Here is a 15462-nt window from a genome sequence, read left to right as displayed (position 1 = left end):
TTAAGCCTTGCTCAGGGTGAGGGATGCGCCGTAGGCCGGCAGCGTCGCGGTGAGATCGTGCGCGGCCTCGATCCACACAGCGCCATCCGGCACCGTGCCATCGACCACCACCGGCAGCACGGCGTTGCCGACACGCGCCGAGGCGCCGTTGGCGACGCCCTGGCGGGCAGCCTCGTCCGCATTCAGGCGCACCGCCGGCGCGCGGTTGAGCGGATGGGCGTTCAACGCCGTCGCACGGCGCAGTACAGCGTCGGTGCGGTAGATCGGCCAGTCGGCGAGGCGGCTCAGGCCAGCGGCCGGGGCGCGCGGGGCCAGACCGCCAGTCGCGGCGCCAGCAGCCCGCTCGCTCATGCCGGCACGTAGCCCGGCAAGGTCGTCGAACTCGAAACCGGCGAACTGCAACAGCCCACCCAGGGCACGCAGCACCTTCCAGCCGGAGCGGGCCTGGCCCGGCGCCTTGGCGCCAGCCAGCTGCTGCTGGGCCACGCCATCGACATTGACCAGGGTGCCTTCCGACTCCGGCAACAGCGCGATCGGCAGGATCACGTCGGCCACGTCGCGCAGCGCGGGGCTGGCGTAGGCTGCGAACGCCACCACGGTGTCGGCGGCCAGCAGCGCCTTGAGCGCCGCCTCGCCATCGGCGAAATCATGCGGCGGCTCGACGCCGTACAGCACATAGCCCTTGCGCGGCTTGGCCAGCATCGCCTGCGCATCGAGCCCGCCGTTGCCCGGCAGCACGCCCGCGCGCACCAGACCCAGCGCGTTGGCGCCCACCGGCAGCTCGTTCAGCGCGGCACCGGTTGCCTCGGCCAGGAAGCGGGCGATCGCGCGCAGCCACGAAGCCTGCGGATGCGTCACCGCCAGCTCGCCCAGCACGATCACTGCGTTGCCGCCCTTGAGCGCGGCGAGCGCGTCGGCATCGCCCTGGTCCGAAGAGGCGGCGCCGATCGCTTCGGCGAGTGCCGCCGGCGCGGTGGAACCGGCCGCCACGGCGGCGTGGGCCAGCGACAGCAGCGCGTCGACCAAGGCGTGCGGCGCGACCACCGCTTCGCCGGCCAGCTTGTAGTTGAAGTCGAACGCGGCCGGATTGACCGTATAGACCTTCGCGCCCTTCTTCACCGCCTGATGCAGACGGTGGTTGAGCAGCGGCATCTCGTGACGCAGGTTCGAACCCACCAGCAGCGCCGCGCGCACCTTGGCCACATCCGCAACGGGCATCGCAAACGTGGTGGCCGTTGCGCCATCGGCGAAGTCGAGCTGGCGCAGGCGGTGATCGGCGTGGGCGCTGCCCAGGCCGCGCGCCAGGCGCACCAGCAGGTCACCCTCTTCGTTTGTGGTGGCCGGATGCGCCAAAACACCGAGCTCGCTGCCCGGCAGCTTCTTCAGCGCCTCGGCGGCAAATGCCAGCGCATCATCCCAGGTGGTCGCCTGCCACTGGCCGTTGCGCTTCACTTCCGGCGCGCCGATGCGATCGGCGGCGTACAGGCCCTGGTGGCTGTAGCGGTCGCGGTCGGACAGCCAGCATTCGTTGATCGATTCGTTGTCGCGCGGCACCGTGCGCAGCACTTCCCCGCGACGGGTGTGCAGCCACAGGTTGGAACCGAGCGCGTCGTGGTAGCCGATCGACGGCTTGGCGATCAGCTCCCACGGGCGCGCCTTGAACTGGAACGGCTTGTTGGTCAGCGCGCCGACCGGGCAGACATCGATGATGTTGCCTGACAGCTCGGTCTCCACCGTCTTGCCGATGTAGGTGCCGATCTGCAGGTTCTCGCCGCGGTTCATGCCGCCAAGCTCGTAGGTGCCGGCGATCTCGCTGGTGAAGCGCACGCAGCGGGTGCACTGGATGCAGCGGGTCATCTCGGTGGCGACCAGCGGCCCGATGTTCTCGTCGGCCACGGTGCGCTTGCGCTCGGTGTAGCGCGACACGCTGCGGCCGTAGCCCAGCGCCACATCCTGCAGCTCGCACTCGCCGCCCTGGTCGCAGATCGGGCAATCCAGCGGGTGGTTGATCAGAAGGAACTCCATCACGTCCTTCTGGAACTTCAGCGCCTTGTCCGAGCGCGTCATCACCTTCATGCCCTCGGCCACCGGGGTGGCGCACGCCGGCTGCGGCTTGGGCATCAGCTTGCCGCCCATCTCCACGTCGACCAGGCACATGCGGCAGTTGGCGGCGATGGGGAGTTTGCGGTGGTAGCAGAAGCGCGGGATCGCCACACCGATGGCGTCGGCCGCCTCGATGATCATCGCGCCCTTGCGGATCTGGGTGGGCTTGCCGTCAACCTCGATGTTCAGCAGGTCGAGAGCGGGGGGCACTGGCTGCGCGCTCATCAGGCGGCGACTCCCTGGTTTGCTGCGGCAAGCTGGTCGTCCGTCATGGAGCGGCCGTTGCGCACGAAATATTCGAACTCGTCCCAGAAGTGGTGCAGGAAGCCTTGCACCGGCCAGGCGGCCGCTTCGCCGAAGGCGCAGATGGTGTGGCCTTCGATCTGGCCGGCCACCGCCTTCAGGCGATGCAGGTCGTCCTCGGTGCCCTTGCCTTCCACGATGCGGCTGAGCACGCGGTACATCCAGCCGGTGCCCTCGCGGCACGGCGTGCACTGACCGCAGGACTCGGCGTAGTAGAAGCGCGAGATGCGATGGCAGGCCTTGACCATGCAGGTGGTTTCGTCCATCACGATCACCGCACCGGAGCCCAGGCCCGAGCCGGCCTTCTGCAGGCTGTCGTAGTCCATGGTGCACTCGGTGATCATCGCCGCCGGCAGCACCTTCATCGAGGAGCCGCCCGGGATCACCGCCTTGAGCTTGTTGCCGTTGCGCACGCCGCCGGCCATCGCGAGCAGGTCGTTGAACGAGGTGCCCAAGCGGATCTCGAAATTGCCCGGGTTGTTGACGTGGCCGGAGACCGAGAACACCTTCGGGCCGCCGTTGTTCGGCTTGCCGAGGTTCAAGAACCAGTCCGCGCCGTTGCGCAGGATCGCCGGCACCGAGGCGTAGCTCTCGGTGTTGTTGATGGTGGTGGGCTTGCCGTACAGGCCGAAGTTGGCCGGGAACGGCGGCTTGAAGCGCGGCTGGCCCTTCTTGCCTTCCAGCGACTCCATCAGTGCGGTCTCTTCGCCGCAGATGTAGGCGCCGGCGCCGAGCGCGGCATAGATGTCTACGTCGATGCCGGTACCCTGGATGTTCTTGCCCAGCAGACCGGCTGCGTAGGCCTCCTTCAGCGCTTCCTCGAAGTGCTCGAACGGCTCGTGGTGGAACTCGCCGCGCAGGTAGTTGTAGGCCACCGTGGAGCCGGTCGCGTAGCAGGCGATCGCCATGCCCTCGATCACCGCATGCGGGTTGAAGCGCAGGATGTCGCGATCCTTGGCGGTGCCCGGCTCGGACTCATCCGAGTTGCAGAGGATGTACTTCTGCATGTCGCCCTTGGGCATGAAGGACCACTTCAGGCCGGTCGGGAAGCCCGCGCCGCCGCGGCCGCGCAGGTTGGATTTCTTCACTTCCTCGACGATCGAGGCCGGGTCCGGCTTCTCGGCAAGGATCTTCTTCCACGCCTTGTAGCCGTCCATCTGGACGTAGCTGTCCATCGACCACGGCTTGTCGAAATGCAGCGTGGTGTAGACAACCTGGTGTTCCTGCGGAGCGGGTCCGACTGCCATTACCGATGCCTCACTTGAGCCCGTCGAGGATCTGGTCGACCTTCTCGATCGTCAGAAACTCGTGATAGTGGCCGTTGACGGTCATCGCCGGCGCGCGCACGCACGCAGCGATGCATTCCTCTTCCTTCTTCAGGTAGACGCGTCCATCCGGCGTGCTTTCGCCCAGCTTGATGCCGAGCTTTTCCTCGCAGTGCCGCACCAGGTCCTCGGCGCCGTTGAGCCAGCACGAGATGTTGGTGCAGATCGCCACGTTGTTGCGACCCACCGGCTTGGTCTCGAGCATCGAGTAGAAGCTCGCCACCTCGTAGGCCCACACGGCCGGCAGCTCGAGGTACTTCGCCACGGCGGTGATCAGCTCGTCGGTGAGGTAGCCGTGGTTCTGCTCCTGCGCCGCGAACAGCGCCTGGATCAGCGCCGAGCGCTTGCGGTCCGGCGGAAACTTCGCCACCCACGCATCGATGTGATGGCGGGTGTGGTCGTTGAGTACGACGAGCGGGTCGACGTTCCTGACCTGGTCGTAATGTCCGGTGGCTTTCATGGGAATCTTTTCCTCCGGCTCAGCGATCGACTTCGCCGAACACGAGGTCGTAGGTACCGATCATCGCCACCACGTCGGCCAGCATGTGGCCGCTCACGATGGGATCGATCGACGAAAGGTGCGCAAAGCCCGGCGCACGCAGGTGCACGCGGAACGGCTTGTTCGCACCGTCGGAAACCAGGTAACAGCCGAACTCGCCCTTGGGCGCCTCGACCGCGCAATAGGTCTCGCCGGCCGGCACGCCGTAGCCTTCGGTGAACAGCTTGAAGTGATGGATGAGGGCTTCCATGTCCTCCTTCATCTCTTCGCGCGAGGGCGGCGCGACCTTGAAGTTCTTCAACATCACCGGGCCGGGATTGGCACGCAGCCACTTCACGCACTGCTGGATGATGCGGTTGGACTGGCGCATTTCTTCCACACGCACCAGGTAGCGGTCGTAGCAGTCGCCGTTGACGCCGACCGGAATGTCGAAATCCATCTGCGCATACTTGGCGTACGGCTGCTTCTTGCGCAGGTCCCAGGCCACGCCCGAACCGCGCAGCATCGCGCCGGTCATGCCCCACTGCTGGGCCAGTTCCGGGCTGATCACGCCGATGCCGACAGTGCGCTGCTTCCAGATGCGGTTATTGGTGAGCAGCTCCTCGTACTCGTCGACCTTGGACGGGAAGTCCGCGGTGAACGCGTCGAGGAAGTCGAGCATCGAGCCTTCGCGCCAGCTGTTCAGACGCTTGAGGTCGGCGCCCTTGTGCCAGGGCGACTCGCGGTACTGCGGCATCTGCGCCGGCAGGTCGCGGTAGACGCCGCCGGGGCGGTAATAGGTGGCATGCATGCGCGCGCCGGAGACCGCCTCGTAGCAGTCCATCAACTCTTCGCGCTCGCGGAAGGCGTACAGGAACACTGCCATGGCGCCGAGGTCGAGCGCGTTCGAGCCGATCCACATCAGGTGGTTCAGGATGCGGGTGATCTCGTCGAACATGGTGCGGATGTACTGCGCACGTTCCGGCGCCTCGATGCCCAGCAGGGTCTCGATGGCGCGCACGTAGGCGTGCTCGTTGCACATCATCGACACGTAATCGAGACGGTCCATGTAACCGATCGACTGGTTGAACGGCTTGGACTCGGCCAGCTTCTCGGTACCACGGTGCAGCAGACCCACGTGCGGATCGGCGCGCACGATCGTCTCGCCGTCCATCTCCAGCACCAGGCGCAGCACGCCATGCGCAGCAGGGTGCTGCGGGCCGAAGTTCATCGTGTAGTTGCGGATTTCCTGGGCCATTCTCAGTTCTCCCGCCAGTGGTCGGCGGCCTCGGCCTTGGCCTGGATCAGGTCGGCGTCGTCGCGGATGGTGCGCGGCACCAGCACACGCGGCTCGATCGATACCGGTTCGTAGATCACGCGTTTCTGTTCGGCGTCGTAGCGCACTTCGACGTTGCCGATCAGCGGGAAATCTTTGCGGAACGGATGGCCGACGAAGCCATAGTCGGTAAGGATGCGGCGCAGGTCCGGATGTCCCTCGAACAGAATGCCGTACATGTCGAACGCCTCGCGCTCGAACCAGTTCACGCCCGCCCAGACGCCGGTGAGCGAGGGCACCACCGGCAGCGTGTCGTCCTCGGCGAACACGCGCAGGCGCAGGCGCTGGTTGTGTTCGATCGACAGCAGGTGGATCACCGCGGCAAAGCGACGCGGGTTGCGCTCCGGATGCGGGCGATTGGCCCAGCTGAAGCGGCCGACCGCCTCGCCTTCCACGCCGCGCGAGAAACCTTCGCCACCGGCGGTGTTGGTGTCCCACTCGGTCTGGCCGTAGCCGAGGTAGTCGATGCCGCACAGGTCGATCAGCTCGCTGAAGCGGAACGAAGGCTCGTCGCGCAGCGCGGTGGCCACCGCCAGCAGGTCGGCGGCGCGGACCTCGGCGGTCACTTCGCGGCGCACGACGCTGATCGAGAGCATGTCGCCGAAACGGGCCGTGAGGCGTCCGGCGAGCGAGGTGTCTTGCGTATCAGTCATGGGGCAAGCGCCTTCAGGAACGCGCGATGGTGCTGGTGCGGCGGATCTTCTTCTGCAGCTGCAGGATGCCGTGGATCAGCGCCTCGGCCGTGGGCGGGCAGCCCGGCACGTAGATGTCCACCGGCACAATGCGATCGCAGCCGCGCACCACCGAGTAGGAGTAGTGGTAGTAGCCGCCGCCGTTGGCGCAGCTGCCCATCGAGATCACCCACTTCGGATCGGGCATCTGGTCGTAGACCTTGCGCAGCGCCGGGGCCATCTTGTTGACCAGCGTGCCGGCAACGATCATCACGTCGCTCTGGCGCGGGCTGGGGCGGAAGATCACGCCGTACCGGTCCAGATCCAGACGCGCGGCGCCGGCGTGCATCATCTCCACTGCACAGCAGGCCAGGCCGAAGGTCATCGGCCACATCGAGCCGGTGCGCGCCCAGTTCATCAGCGTGTCGACCGAGGTGGTGGCAAAGCCGCGCTGCACGATCGGGTTGTCGCCGGCCGGACGCAGAATGTCGTCGACCAGGTTCAGCGGCTGCGGGTTGTGCATCACCCGGTCGAGGGAAGACATCACTCCCATTCCAGTGCTCCCTTCTTCCAGACGTAGGCGAAGCCGATCACCAGCAGCAGCAGGAACAGCGCCATCTCGATCAGCGCGGTGAGGCCGATCGACTGGAACACCACCGCCCACGGAAACAGGAAGGCGATTTCCAGATCGAAAATGATGAAGAGGATGGCCAGCAGGTAGTAGCGCACGTCGAAGCGCATGCGGGCGTCCTCGAAGGCTTCGAAGCCGCACTCGTAGGGCGCAAGCTTTTCCGCTTCGGGCCGGCGCGGGCCGGCGAGCAGACCGATGGCGAGCAGCACCAGGCCGAGGCCGGTGGCGACGCCGATGAACAGCAGGATGGGCCAGTATTCGGCGAGCACGATGCAACGTACCTCCGCGCCCGCGGGCGCATCAGTGACCGTGAGGAAGACGGTCCGGGAAGTGGCTTCAGCGAAAAGCGATGGCCGCAGAAGGCTCCATCACGATCACCCACGATCCATCGCAGGCGTCCAACCGGCCACGATCTGGTTCGGGGATCACGCTATTGTATCAGTGCCGGCAGGTGACACGACAAGTATTCGGGCGCGCAGATGACCGTGCACCGCCATGAAAAAGCGTGCGCGCTTTTCGCCGGCGTCACATCGTGCTGGTCGGGCGGTCCGAGGCGGTCATGCCGGCGAGCAGGTTCTCGATGCGCTGGCGCGCCACTTCGCCGTCGCCCGATTCGTTGAAATGCACGCCGATGCCGGCGGGCCGGTTGCCCTGGGCGCCGACCGGGCTGATCCACACCACCTTGCCGGCCACCGACATGCGCTCGCTCTCGTCGATCAGGCTGATCAGCAGCACCACCTCGTCGCCCAGCGCGTAGCGCTGCGTGGTGGCCGCGAACAGGCCACCGTTCTTGAGGAACGGCATGTACGCGCTGTAGAGCGACGGAATGTCCTTGATCTTCAGCGAGATGATGCCCTGGCGGGCGACGACCGGATTCATGCCTGCTCCTGGCGGACCACTCCCACGCGGAATGGATGACGCATCGTAACGACCGCTGCCGCCGTGCGCAAAGCATGCAGCCGCCCGTTCAGTGCGCCAGCTCGCACCAGCCCCAGTGGTCGAAGATCCACGGCGACGGCAGCCTCGCCTGCAGCTTGGCGAACCGCGGATCGCCCACGTCGGATGCGGACGCCGCCAGCGCATAGCCCTGCCCTGCCCGCACCCACGGCGCACGCGACCACGACCAGGCGCCCGCCCCCGCGGCGTCGGCCACGGTGAGCGTGAGCCAGGGCCAGCTCAGGCGCGGTGGCTGCCACGGCAGAAGCGACCGGGCGGTCGCCGGCTGCAGCGGAAGATAGCGCTCGGGCCGCTCGGCCAGCCGCGCCATGCGGCCGGCACTCAGGGCGAGCTGGCTGGCGTGACACGCCAGCGCCGCGCGCTTGCGCGACTGCATCGTGTCGTCGGCCGGCAGCACGAACGCATCGCCCCCAGCGAGCGGCGGTCCGTGCACCTGATACAGCCAGACGTCGGGAGGCGCGCCGCGGCCCTGCATCGCCAATCGCAGCAAAACGTGGGCGGCGGAATGATCGGGATGGCGATCCTGCAGCGCCGGCATCGCCACCACCGTCGGCTCGAACGCGTCGAGCACTGCGCGAAGCGTGGCCAACGATGCGGGAAGCTGCTGCTGCACGCGTCGGGTCAGCCCCTGGTCGGCCCAGCCCAGCGCGGTGCACGCCTCGTCGGCCAGGCCGAGGCAGCGCATCGCCGCGCGGAATTCGTCGCGCCGGCGCGTCGCCCAGCGCAGGCGGTCGGCGCCGCGAATGAGCACGCGCCGCTCCAGCCAGCGCTGCGGCCACGGGTTGTTGTCGCCATCGCTCAACAGCAGCATGTGAGCCGTGCCGCCGGCGGCGAGCACGTGCTGGATCAGCAGCCCGGTGGCCAGCGTTTCGTCGTCAGGGTGCGGCGCCACCACCAGCAGGCGCGTGCGGGCGGAAAGGGACTGCAACATGGGCGGGGCGCGCTGGCGGGGCGGGCGCTCAGCGCCAGCGGGCCAGCAGCTCCAGCAGGGTCAGATCGCCGCGCAGCGGACCACGCAGCGACTCGCGCGCACGGTTGGCCGTGGCGTACCAGTCGGCCAGCTGCGCCGGCTCGAGCGAACTGGCCAACGGTCCGGCGACGCCCGACAGCTTCGCCTTCGCCTCCTCGGCCACCGCCTGGGCGGCGAACCAGACCCGCTGCGCCGGCTCGCTGTCCAGCCAGCGCCGCACCACATCCATCGCCTCGCTGCGGCCGGCGGCGAGCGCCGCCAGATCCTTGCGCACCTCGCGGCGGCGATCGAGCGCTCCTTCCTGCGCCCAGCGCTGGGCCAGCCCGGGATTGCCGCCGGCGGCACCCAGTGCCGCCGCGGCATCTGCCACTCCCTGAGCTTCGAGCCATGCCAAGGCCTGGTCCGCGGCCGGCAGATGGAACTCGATGCGCTGGCAGCGGGAGCGAATGGTCTGCGGCAAGCGCCACGGGGCGTCGGCCACCAGCACCAGCATGGTCTGCGCCGCGGGCTCCTCCAGCGTTTTGAGCAAGGCGTTGGCAGCCGCTGCGTTGAGCGCATCGGCCGGGTCGATGGTGGCGACCTGCCAGCCGCCGAACTGGCTGGACATGGCCAGCCGCGCCGACAGTTCGCGGATCTGGTCGATCACGATCTCGCTGCGCTGCACGCCGTCCTTGCGCAAGCCATAGCTCAGCGTGACGCGGTCCGGATGAGTGCCTGCGGCCTGCAGCGCGCAACTGCGGCAATGGCCGCAGGCCTCGCCGTCCAGGGGCTCCAGACACAACAACCCACGCACGAAGCGTTCGGCAAACGCGCGCTTGCCCAGGCCCTCCGGACCGCAAACCAGCAGCGCATGGGGCAGTGCGCCGCGCGCACGGCGTGCCTGCAGGCGCGCCCAGTGCTCGTCCTGCCAGGGCATGCCGCTCATGCAGCACCTTCCAGCAGTGGCGCCAGCGCGGCGATCGCCGCCGCCAGCACCTGCGCCGGCGTGCCGCCGGCGTCGATCACCCGGAAGCGCTGCGGCTCGGCCTGCGCGCGCGCGCGGTAGACCGCGCGTACGCGCTCGAAAAATGCGTCCGCTTCCGCCTCGATGCGATCGGCGTCGCCACGACCTGCGGCGCGCGCGCGCCCATCGGCGACAGGGAGATCCAGCAGCAGGGTGATATCCGGCGTGGTGCCGGCACAGGCCCAGGCCTCCAGCGCGGCGATGCGCTCCATCGGCTGGCCGCGGCCGCCCCCCTGGTACGCATAGCTGGCATCGGCGAAGCGGTCGCACAGCACCCACTGCCCGGCATCCAGCGCCGGCGCGATGCGCTCGCGTACCAGCTGCGCACGCGAGGCGAACATCAGCAGCAGCTCGCTCTCCGCGCTCATGCCGCGCATGGCGGGGTTCAGCAGGATCTGCCGCAGCGATTCGCCCAGCGGCGTGCCGCCCGGTTCGCGCGTCTGCAGCAGATCAATGCCCCGCCCCGCCAGGTGATCGCGCAGGCCGGCCAGCAAGGTGCTCTTGCCCGCGCCTTCACCGCCTTCGAGACTGATGAACCGACCGCGCGTCATCACTGGCACCGCTTGAGCTGGTAGCAGGCGACGTTGTGGTTGTGCTCGGCCAGCGTGCTGGCGAACACGTGGGTGCCATCGCCGCGCGCCACGAAGTAGAGGTCCTTGCCGGGCGCCGGGTGCAGCGCCGCCTCGATCGCCGGCTTGCCCGGCAGCGCGATCGGCGTGGGCGGCAGGCCCGCGCGGGTATACGTGTTGTAGGGCGTATCGGTGGTGAGGTCGCTGCGCCGGATGTTGCCCGCGTAGCTCGCCCCCATGCCGTAGATCACGCTGGGGTCGGTCTGCAGCAGCATGTGGCTCTCCAGCCGGCGCACGAACACGCCGGCGATGCGCTTGCGCTCGTCGGCGCGGCCGGTTTCCTTTTCCACGATGGACGCGAGGATCAGCGCGTCGTACGGGGTGGCCAGCGGCAGGTCGGCATCGCGGCCGGGCCACAGCGCATCGAGCGTCTTGTGCATGGCCGCGTAGGCGCGCTTGAGCACGTCCACGTCGCTGTCGCCTTTCACGTAGGCATAGGTTTCCGGCAGGAAGCGCCCTTCCGGCGCCTCGCCCGGCGCGCCGATCTTGCGCATCAGGGCGGCGTTGTCCAACCCGGTGGTGAGGTGCTGCAGCTTGCCGGCCTGATCGAGCGCGGCGCGCAGCTCGGCGAAGGTCCAGCCGTCGACGATGGTGAAGTCGTGCTGCAGCACGCGGCCGCTGGCCATGGCCTCGAGCAGCGCGCGCGGCGTGATGCCTTGCGGCAGCGCGTACTCACCCGCGTGCAGCTTGCCCGCCACCTGCATCTGCTCGGCCAGTGCGCGCCAGTACAGCGGCGAGGCGGCGCTGAAGCCCTGCTCGCGCAGCTGCGCCACGATCTGCTTGAAACCGCTGCCCTTGGCGATATCGATCGACTGGCCGGACGCGCGCACCTGCAGCGGCGTGCGGCTGAAGCGATCCAGGTCGTGCCAGAGCCAGCCTGCGGCGCCTGCTGCGGCCAGCAGCAGCACCACGATCAGCATGCGCCAGCGCGCACCACCCCACATGCCACGACCACTCTTGCCCGCACGACTCATGCCTGCTCCAACGAAAAACCCAGGGTGCGCCAATGCTGCTGCAGCGCGCGCGTCACCGGACCGGGGTGAAAGACCTTATCCCCGACGGCCTGAACCGGCAGAATGCCGCGGACGCTCGACGTGAGGAAGAGCTCGCTTGCCGCGAGCAGCTCATCCAGGCGCACGTCTCGCACCTGCGCGCCCGGTCGCGTCGCCAGCACCTCGGCCCGCGCCACGCCCGCCACGCCGCAGCGCTCGAGCGCGGGCGTAACCAGCGTCCCGTCGATCACCGCAAAGAGGTTCGCCATCGTCGCGCACACCACGCGGCCGGCCGCGTCCAGCAACAGACCTTCGGCGATTTCCGGATCGTTCCATTCGGCGCGCGCCAGCACCTGTTCCAGCCGGTTGAGATGCTTGATGCCGGCCAGCCGGGGCTGTTCGGCCAGACGCAGATCGCAGATGCGCACCCGGACACCGTCCGAAGTCAGGCGCGGGTCCAGCGCAGGCATGGGATACGCCGTCACGACGCGGGTCGGCTGCACGTCCGCGGGCGGCGCATAACCCCGCGCACCCTCGCCGCGGCTCAGCGTGATACGTACCACCGCCGCGGACAGGCCGTCGGTCACGGCCTGCAGCTCGGCGGCCAGCGTCGTCGTATCCGGGGCCGGCAAGCCGAGGCGCGCACAGCCCTCGGTCAATCGCGCCATGTGCCGCGACCACAACGGCGCTACCCCGGCGACTACCCGCACCGTCTCGAACAGACCGTCGCCGTAGAGCAGGCCGCGATCGCGCACCGACACCGTGGTGGCGACCTGCCCGTTGACCCGCTCGCGGGCAACCATCACCCCGCCACACCGAGCGCCCGCAGCAGGCCGCGCGCCTTCGCCCGCGTCTCGTCGAGCTCGCTCACGGCCACCGAATCGGCCACGATCCCCGCGCCGGCGCGCAGGCTGACCGTGCTGCCGACCTGGGTCAGCGTGCGGATGAGGATGTTGAGGTCCATGTCGCCACTGCGGTCGAGATAGCCAAGCGCACCAGTGTAGGCACCGCGCGGCGAATCTTCGAGCGCGGCGATGATCTCCATGCAGCGCACCTTCGGGCAGCCGGTGATGGTGCCTCCGGGAAAGGTGGCGGCGATCAGCTGCCCCGGCGTCACCTCCGGACGCAGCCGGCCGCGCACGTTCGACACGATGTGGTGCACGTGGGCGTAGCTCTCTACCACCATCAGCTCGTCGACTTCCACCGAGCCCGGCACGCAGACGCGGCCAAGATCGTTGCGTTCCAGATCGATCAGCATCACGTGCTCGGCGCGCTCCTTCGGGTGCGCGCTGAGCTCGCGGATGCGCGCGAGCTCGTCGTCCCCGGCCAAACGCGGACGGGTGCCAGCGATCGGCCGGGTCTGCGCGATGCCTCCGCGCGACTCCACCAGCCGTTCCGGCGAGGAACTCACCACCGACCATCCGGGTTGCTGCAACAGTCCGGCAAACGGCGCGGGATTGGCGCGGCTCAACGCCTGGTAGAGCGCGGCGGGCGCAGGCGCATCCGCATACCGGGCGCGCCAGCCGCGCGACAGATTCACCTGAAAGATGTCGCCTGCCAGCAGGTGCTGGTGGATACGTTCGACGCCGTCGAGAAACTGCGACGGTGCGTCCTCGTCGATCCGCTCGGGCAGCGGCGTCTCCGCCACGGCGCGGGGCTGAGCAAGATCCTGCTCGATACGATCCAGTTCGGCCTCATATCCCGGCTCGGCGATCATCGTCGTCTCGCCACAACGATGATCGACGATCACCGCCGCAGGACAGCGCAGAGCCAGCGCAATCGGCAGCGGGCCGGGCTTGGCGAGCGCCAATCGCGGCTCGATCTCCCCCGCCAGCTCGTAGCTCAGGAACAGCAGCCAGCCGCCATGAAACGGCAGCTCGTCGTGCTCGTCGCGAGGCGTGCGCACCGACTGCCAGCGCGCATCGAGCGCATCGAGAAAACGGCCCGGCAGCGCTTGGCCGGTGCCGTCGCGCAACTGCCCGTCCGGCTCCAGCCGCAGGCTGTCGTCGACGGCGACGAACAGGATGTCGTAGCGCGCCTGCGCGGTGTCATGCACCACGCTCTGCAGCAGGCCGCAATAGCGCTCGGGAAACGCAGCGGCCAGCGCAAGCAGGTCGCGCTGGCCGCTCAGGGTACGGCGGTGGCAGGTCACGCGTGGGTTCAGACGCGACGGAAGACCAACGTGCCGTTGGTTCCACCAAAGCCGAACGAGTTAGACATCGCCACCTCGAGCTTGGCCTGCTCGGCCTTGTTCGGCACCAGGTCCATGCCCAGCGCAGCGACCTCGGGGTCGACTTCCTGCAGGTTCATGGTGGGCGGCATCACGCCGTCGCGCAGCGCCATGATCGAGAAGATCGCCTCCACGCCGCCGGCGGCACCGAGCAGATGGCCGGTAACCGACTTGGTGGAGCTGACCGCGAACTGGCCCTTCTTGGTGGCGTGCTCGCCGAACACGTTGCGGATGGCCTTGGCCTCGCCCAGGTCGCCCACCGGGGTGGATGTGCCGTGCGCGTTGACGTACTGCACCTCTTCTGGCTTCAGGCCAGCGTCGTGCAGGGCGTTGCGCATGGCCAGCTCGGCGCCGTCGCCGCTGGGCGCGGTGATGTGGAACGCATCGCCGCTCATGCCGAAGCCGATGATCTCGGCCAGGATGTTGGCGCCGCGCGCCTTGGCGAACTCGTATTCCTCCAGCATCAGCATGCCCGCGCCGTTGGACAGCAGGAAGCCGTCACGACCGGTATCCCACGGACGGCTGGCGTGCGTCGGATCGTCGTTGCGGGTGGACATTGCCTTGGCCGAGCAGAAACCGGCCATTGCGGTGGGCGTGGTGGCGAACTCGGCGCCGCCGGCCAGCATGGCATCGGCATCGCCGTACTGGATCAGGCGCATCGCCATGCCGATGTTGTGTGCTGCCGTGGTGCAGGCGGAGACCAGCGCGATGTTCGGCCCCTTCAGGCCGTGATAGATCGACAGGTTGCCGGCGACCATGTTGATGATCGAGCTGGGCACGTAGAACGGCGACACCTTGCGCGGGCCCTTCTCGGCCAGCTCGAGCGTGGTCGACTCGATCGTGTGCAGGCCGCCGATGCCGGCGCCAGCGGCGATGCCGATGCGCCCGGCGTTCTCGTCGGTGACTACAAGCCCGGACTGACGCAACGCGTGCGTGCCGGCCACGATGCCGTAGTGGATGAACGGATCCATCCGCTTGAAGTCCTTGCCGATCGCGCGCTGCTCGTCCGGCGGCACGTCGGTGCCTTCGAAATAGGCGGCGACCGGATCGAAGTCGCGCACTTCGCCGGCGATGCGGGTGGCGTAGGCGCTGGCGTCGAACGCCGTCACCGGGCCGATACCGCTGTTGCCTTCAAGGACATTCTTCCAGGCGGTGGCAATGTCGTTGCCGACCGGCGAGATGATGCCCATGCCGGTCACAACCACGCGTCGCTTGCTCATGCTCTTGTTCCTTCGTGATGCCGTCTTGTCGCCGCTCGGGGCGCGCTTTGCCACCGATAGGCTCGTCGCGATCCGGCGGATGCGGCATGCGCACACCATACGGGATCGGACGTTGCAGAATTCAGAAACGAAAACTGCGCCAATGTGGCGCAGCTTTCGCTATCGGATCCATGGAAGCGGGGCACGCATGGAGCGCCCACCGCCTCCCGACTCGATCAATCCTTGGAGTGGGCCTTGATGTAGTCGACGGCCTGCTGCACGGTGGTGATCTTCTCGGCTTCTTCGTCCGGGATCTCGGTCTCGAACTCTTCTTCCAGAGCCATCACCAGCTCGACCGTGTCCAGCGAATCTGCGCCCAGATCGTCCACGAACGAAGCGTTCGCCGTGACCTCATCTTCCTTCACGCCCAGCTGCTCGATGACGATTTTCTTGACGCGTTCTTCGATGGTGCTCATGTACCAAACCTCCCAAGGAGAAATTTTTATGCTGCGCCGGCGGGTTCCGGCATAAGCCTGCGGTCGCGTGCCCGGAGGGCTTCCACGTCCCGCTGACGGTGGAGCCACGCAGGCCTGGGGGCCGGCGCGAAGGGCGCATTGTCGCCTAAAACGGGTCCG

16 protein-coding genes are annotated in these 15462 nt (G+C 68.1%); all 16 read right to left on the bottom strand.

The window, feature by feature from the left end:
• Positions 1–2328, bottom strand: coding sequence for an NADH-quinone oxidoreductase subunit NuoG (gene nuoG / locus ACQVBX_RS03895; protein ID WP_431636596.1), 2328 nt, complete (start codon positions 2326–2328; stop codon positions 1–3).
• Positions 2328–3653 carry an NADH-quinone oxidoreductase subunit NuoF gene (gene nuoF, locus ACQVBX_RS03890; RefSeq protein WP_431636594.1) on the bottom strand — a complete coding sequence of 442 codons (1326 nt, stop codon included), beginning with the start codon at positions 3651–3653 and terminating at the stop codon, positions 2328–2330. The genes nuoG and nuoF overlap by 1 nt, the downstream gene beginning before the upstream one ends.
• Before the next feature lie 10 nt (positions 3654–3663).
• Positions 3664–4191, bottom strand: a complete 528-nt coding sequence (nuoE, locus tag ACQVBX_RS03885) for an NADH-quinone oxidoreductase subunit NuoE (RefSeq protein ID WP_431636593.1) — start codon at positions 4189–4191, stop codon at positions 3664–3666.
• Between the two features lie 19 nt (positions 4192–4210).
• The gene (locus tag ACQVBX_RS03880; RefSeq protein WP_404633125.1) at positions 4211–5467 is read right to left on the bottom strand and encodes an NADH-quinone oxidoreductase subunit D; all 1257 of its coding nucleotides are present in this window, start codon (positions 5465–5467) and stop codon (positions 4211–4213) included.
• Between the two features lie 2 nt (positions 5468–5469).
• A complete protein-coding gene (locus tag ACQVBX_RS03875) occupies positions 5470–6198 on the bottom strand; it encodes an NADH-quinone oxidoreductase subunit C (protein ID WP_431636592.1) in 729 nt (242 codons plus the stop codon).
• A 13-nt stretch (positions 6199–6211) separates the two neighbouring features.
• Positions 6212–6769 carry a NuoB/complex I 20 kDa subunit family protein gene (locus ACQVBX_RS03870; RefSeq protein WP_431636591.1) on the bottom strand — a complete coding sequence of 186 codons (558 nt, stop codon included), beginning with the start codon at positions 6767–6769 and terminating at the stop codon, positions 6212–6214.
• A complete protein-coding gene (locus ACQVBX_RS03865; protein ID WP_404633119.1) occupies positions 6760–7116 on the bottom strand; it encodes an NADH-quinone oxidoreductase subunit A in 357 nt (118 codons plus the stop codon). Before ACQVBX_RS03865 ends, ACQVBX_RS03870 begins: the two co-directional genes overlap by 10 nt.
• Before the next feature lie 256 nt (positions 7117–7372).
• The gene (locus ACQVBX_RS03860) at positions 7373–7726 is read right to left on the bottom strand and encodes a PilZ domain-containing protein (RefSeq protein WP_431636590.1); all 354 of its coding nucleotides are present in this window, start codon (positions 7724–7726) and stop codon (positions 7373–7375) included.
• A gap of 88 nt (positions 7727–7814) precedes the next feature.
• On the bottom strand, positions 7815–8735 hold the full coding sequence (locus ACQVBX_RS03855) for a PIG-L deacetylase family protein (RefSeq protein ID WP_431636589.1): 921 nt from the start codon (positions 8733–8735) through the stop codon (positions 7815–7817).
• 28 nt (positions 8736–8763) lie between these two features.
• The gene (holB, locus tag ACQVBX_RS03850; protein WP_431636588.1) at positions 8764–9699 is read right to left on the bottom strand and encodes a DNA polymerase III subunit delta'; all 936 of its coding nucleotides are present in this window, start codon (positions 9697–9699) and stop codon (positions 8764–8766) included.
• Positions 9696–10328: a dTMP kinase gene (gene tmk, locus ACQVBX_RS03845; RefSeq protein WP_431636587.1), complete on the bottom strand. Its 633-nt coding sequence runs from the start codon at positions 10326–10328 to the stop codon at positions 9696–9698. Before tmk ends, holB begins: the two co-directional genes overlap by 4 nt.
• The gene (gene mltG, locus ACQVBX_RS03840; protein WP_431636586.1) at positions 10328–11380 is read right to left on the bottom strand and encodes an endolytic transglycosylase MltG; all 1053 of its coding nucleotides are present in this window, start codon (positions 11378–11380) and stop codon (positions 10328–10330) included. Before mltG ends, tmk begins: the two co-directional genes overlap by 1 nt.
• The gene (gene pabC, locus ACQVBX_RS03835) at positions 11377–12201 is read right to left on the bottom strand and encodes an aminodeoxychorismate lyase (RefSeq protein ID WP_431636585.1); all 825 of its coding nucleotides are present in this window, start codon (positions 12199–12201) and stop codon (positions 11377–11379) included. The genes mltG and pabC overlap by 4 nt, the downstream gene beginning before the upstream one ends.
• Entirely contained in the window at positions 12201–13550 is a 1350-nt protein-coding gene (locus ACQVBX_RS03830; RefSeq protein WP_431636584.1) for an aminodeoxychorismate synthase component I, read from the bottom strand. Before ACQVBX_RS03830 ends, pabC begins: the two co-directional genes overlap by 1 nt.
• 8 nt (positions 13551–13558) lie before the next feature.
• Complete coding sequence (gene fabF, locus ACQVBX_RS03825) at positions 13559–14848, bottom strand: beta-ketoacyl-ACP synthase II (protein WP_431636583.1); 1290 nt, start codon at positions 14846–14848, stop codon at positions 13559–13561.
• Between the two features lie 215 nt (positions 14849–15063).
• Positions 15064–15303, bottom strand: a complete 240-nt coding sequence (gene acpP, locus ACQVBX_RS03820) for an acyl carrier protein (protein ID WP_056003912.1) — start codon at positions 15301–15303, stop codon at positions 15064–15066.
• Positions 15304–15462 lie beyond the last annotated feature (159 nt).

The organism is Dyella thailandensis (genome assembly GCF_050749815.1).
In the GTDB taxonomy this organism is placed as follows: Bacteria; Pseudomonadota; Gammaproteobacteria; order Xanthomonadales; family Rhodanobacteraceae; genus Dyella_A.
The sequence above is the reverse complement of the archived record's forward strand: the minus strand, read 5'-3'. Positions and strand labels throughout refer to the sequence as shown.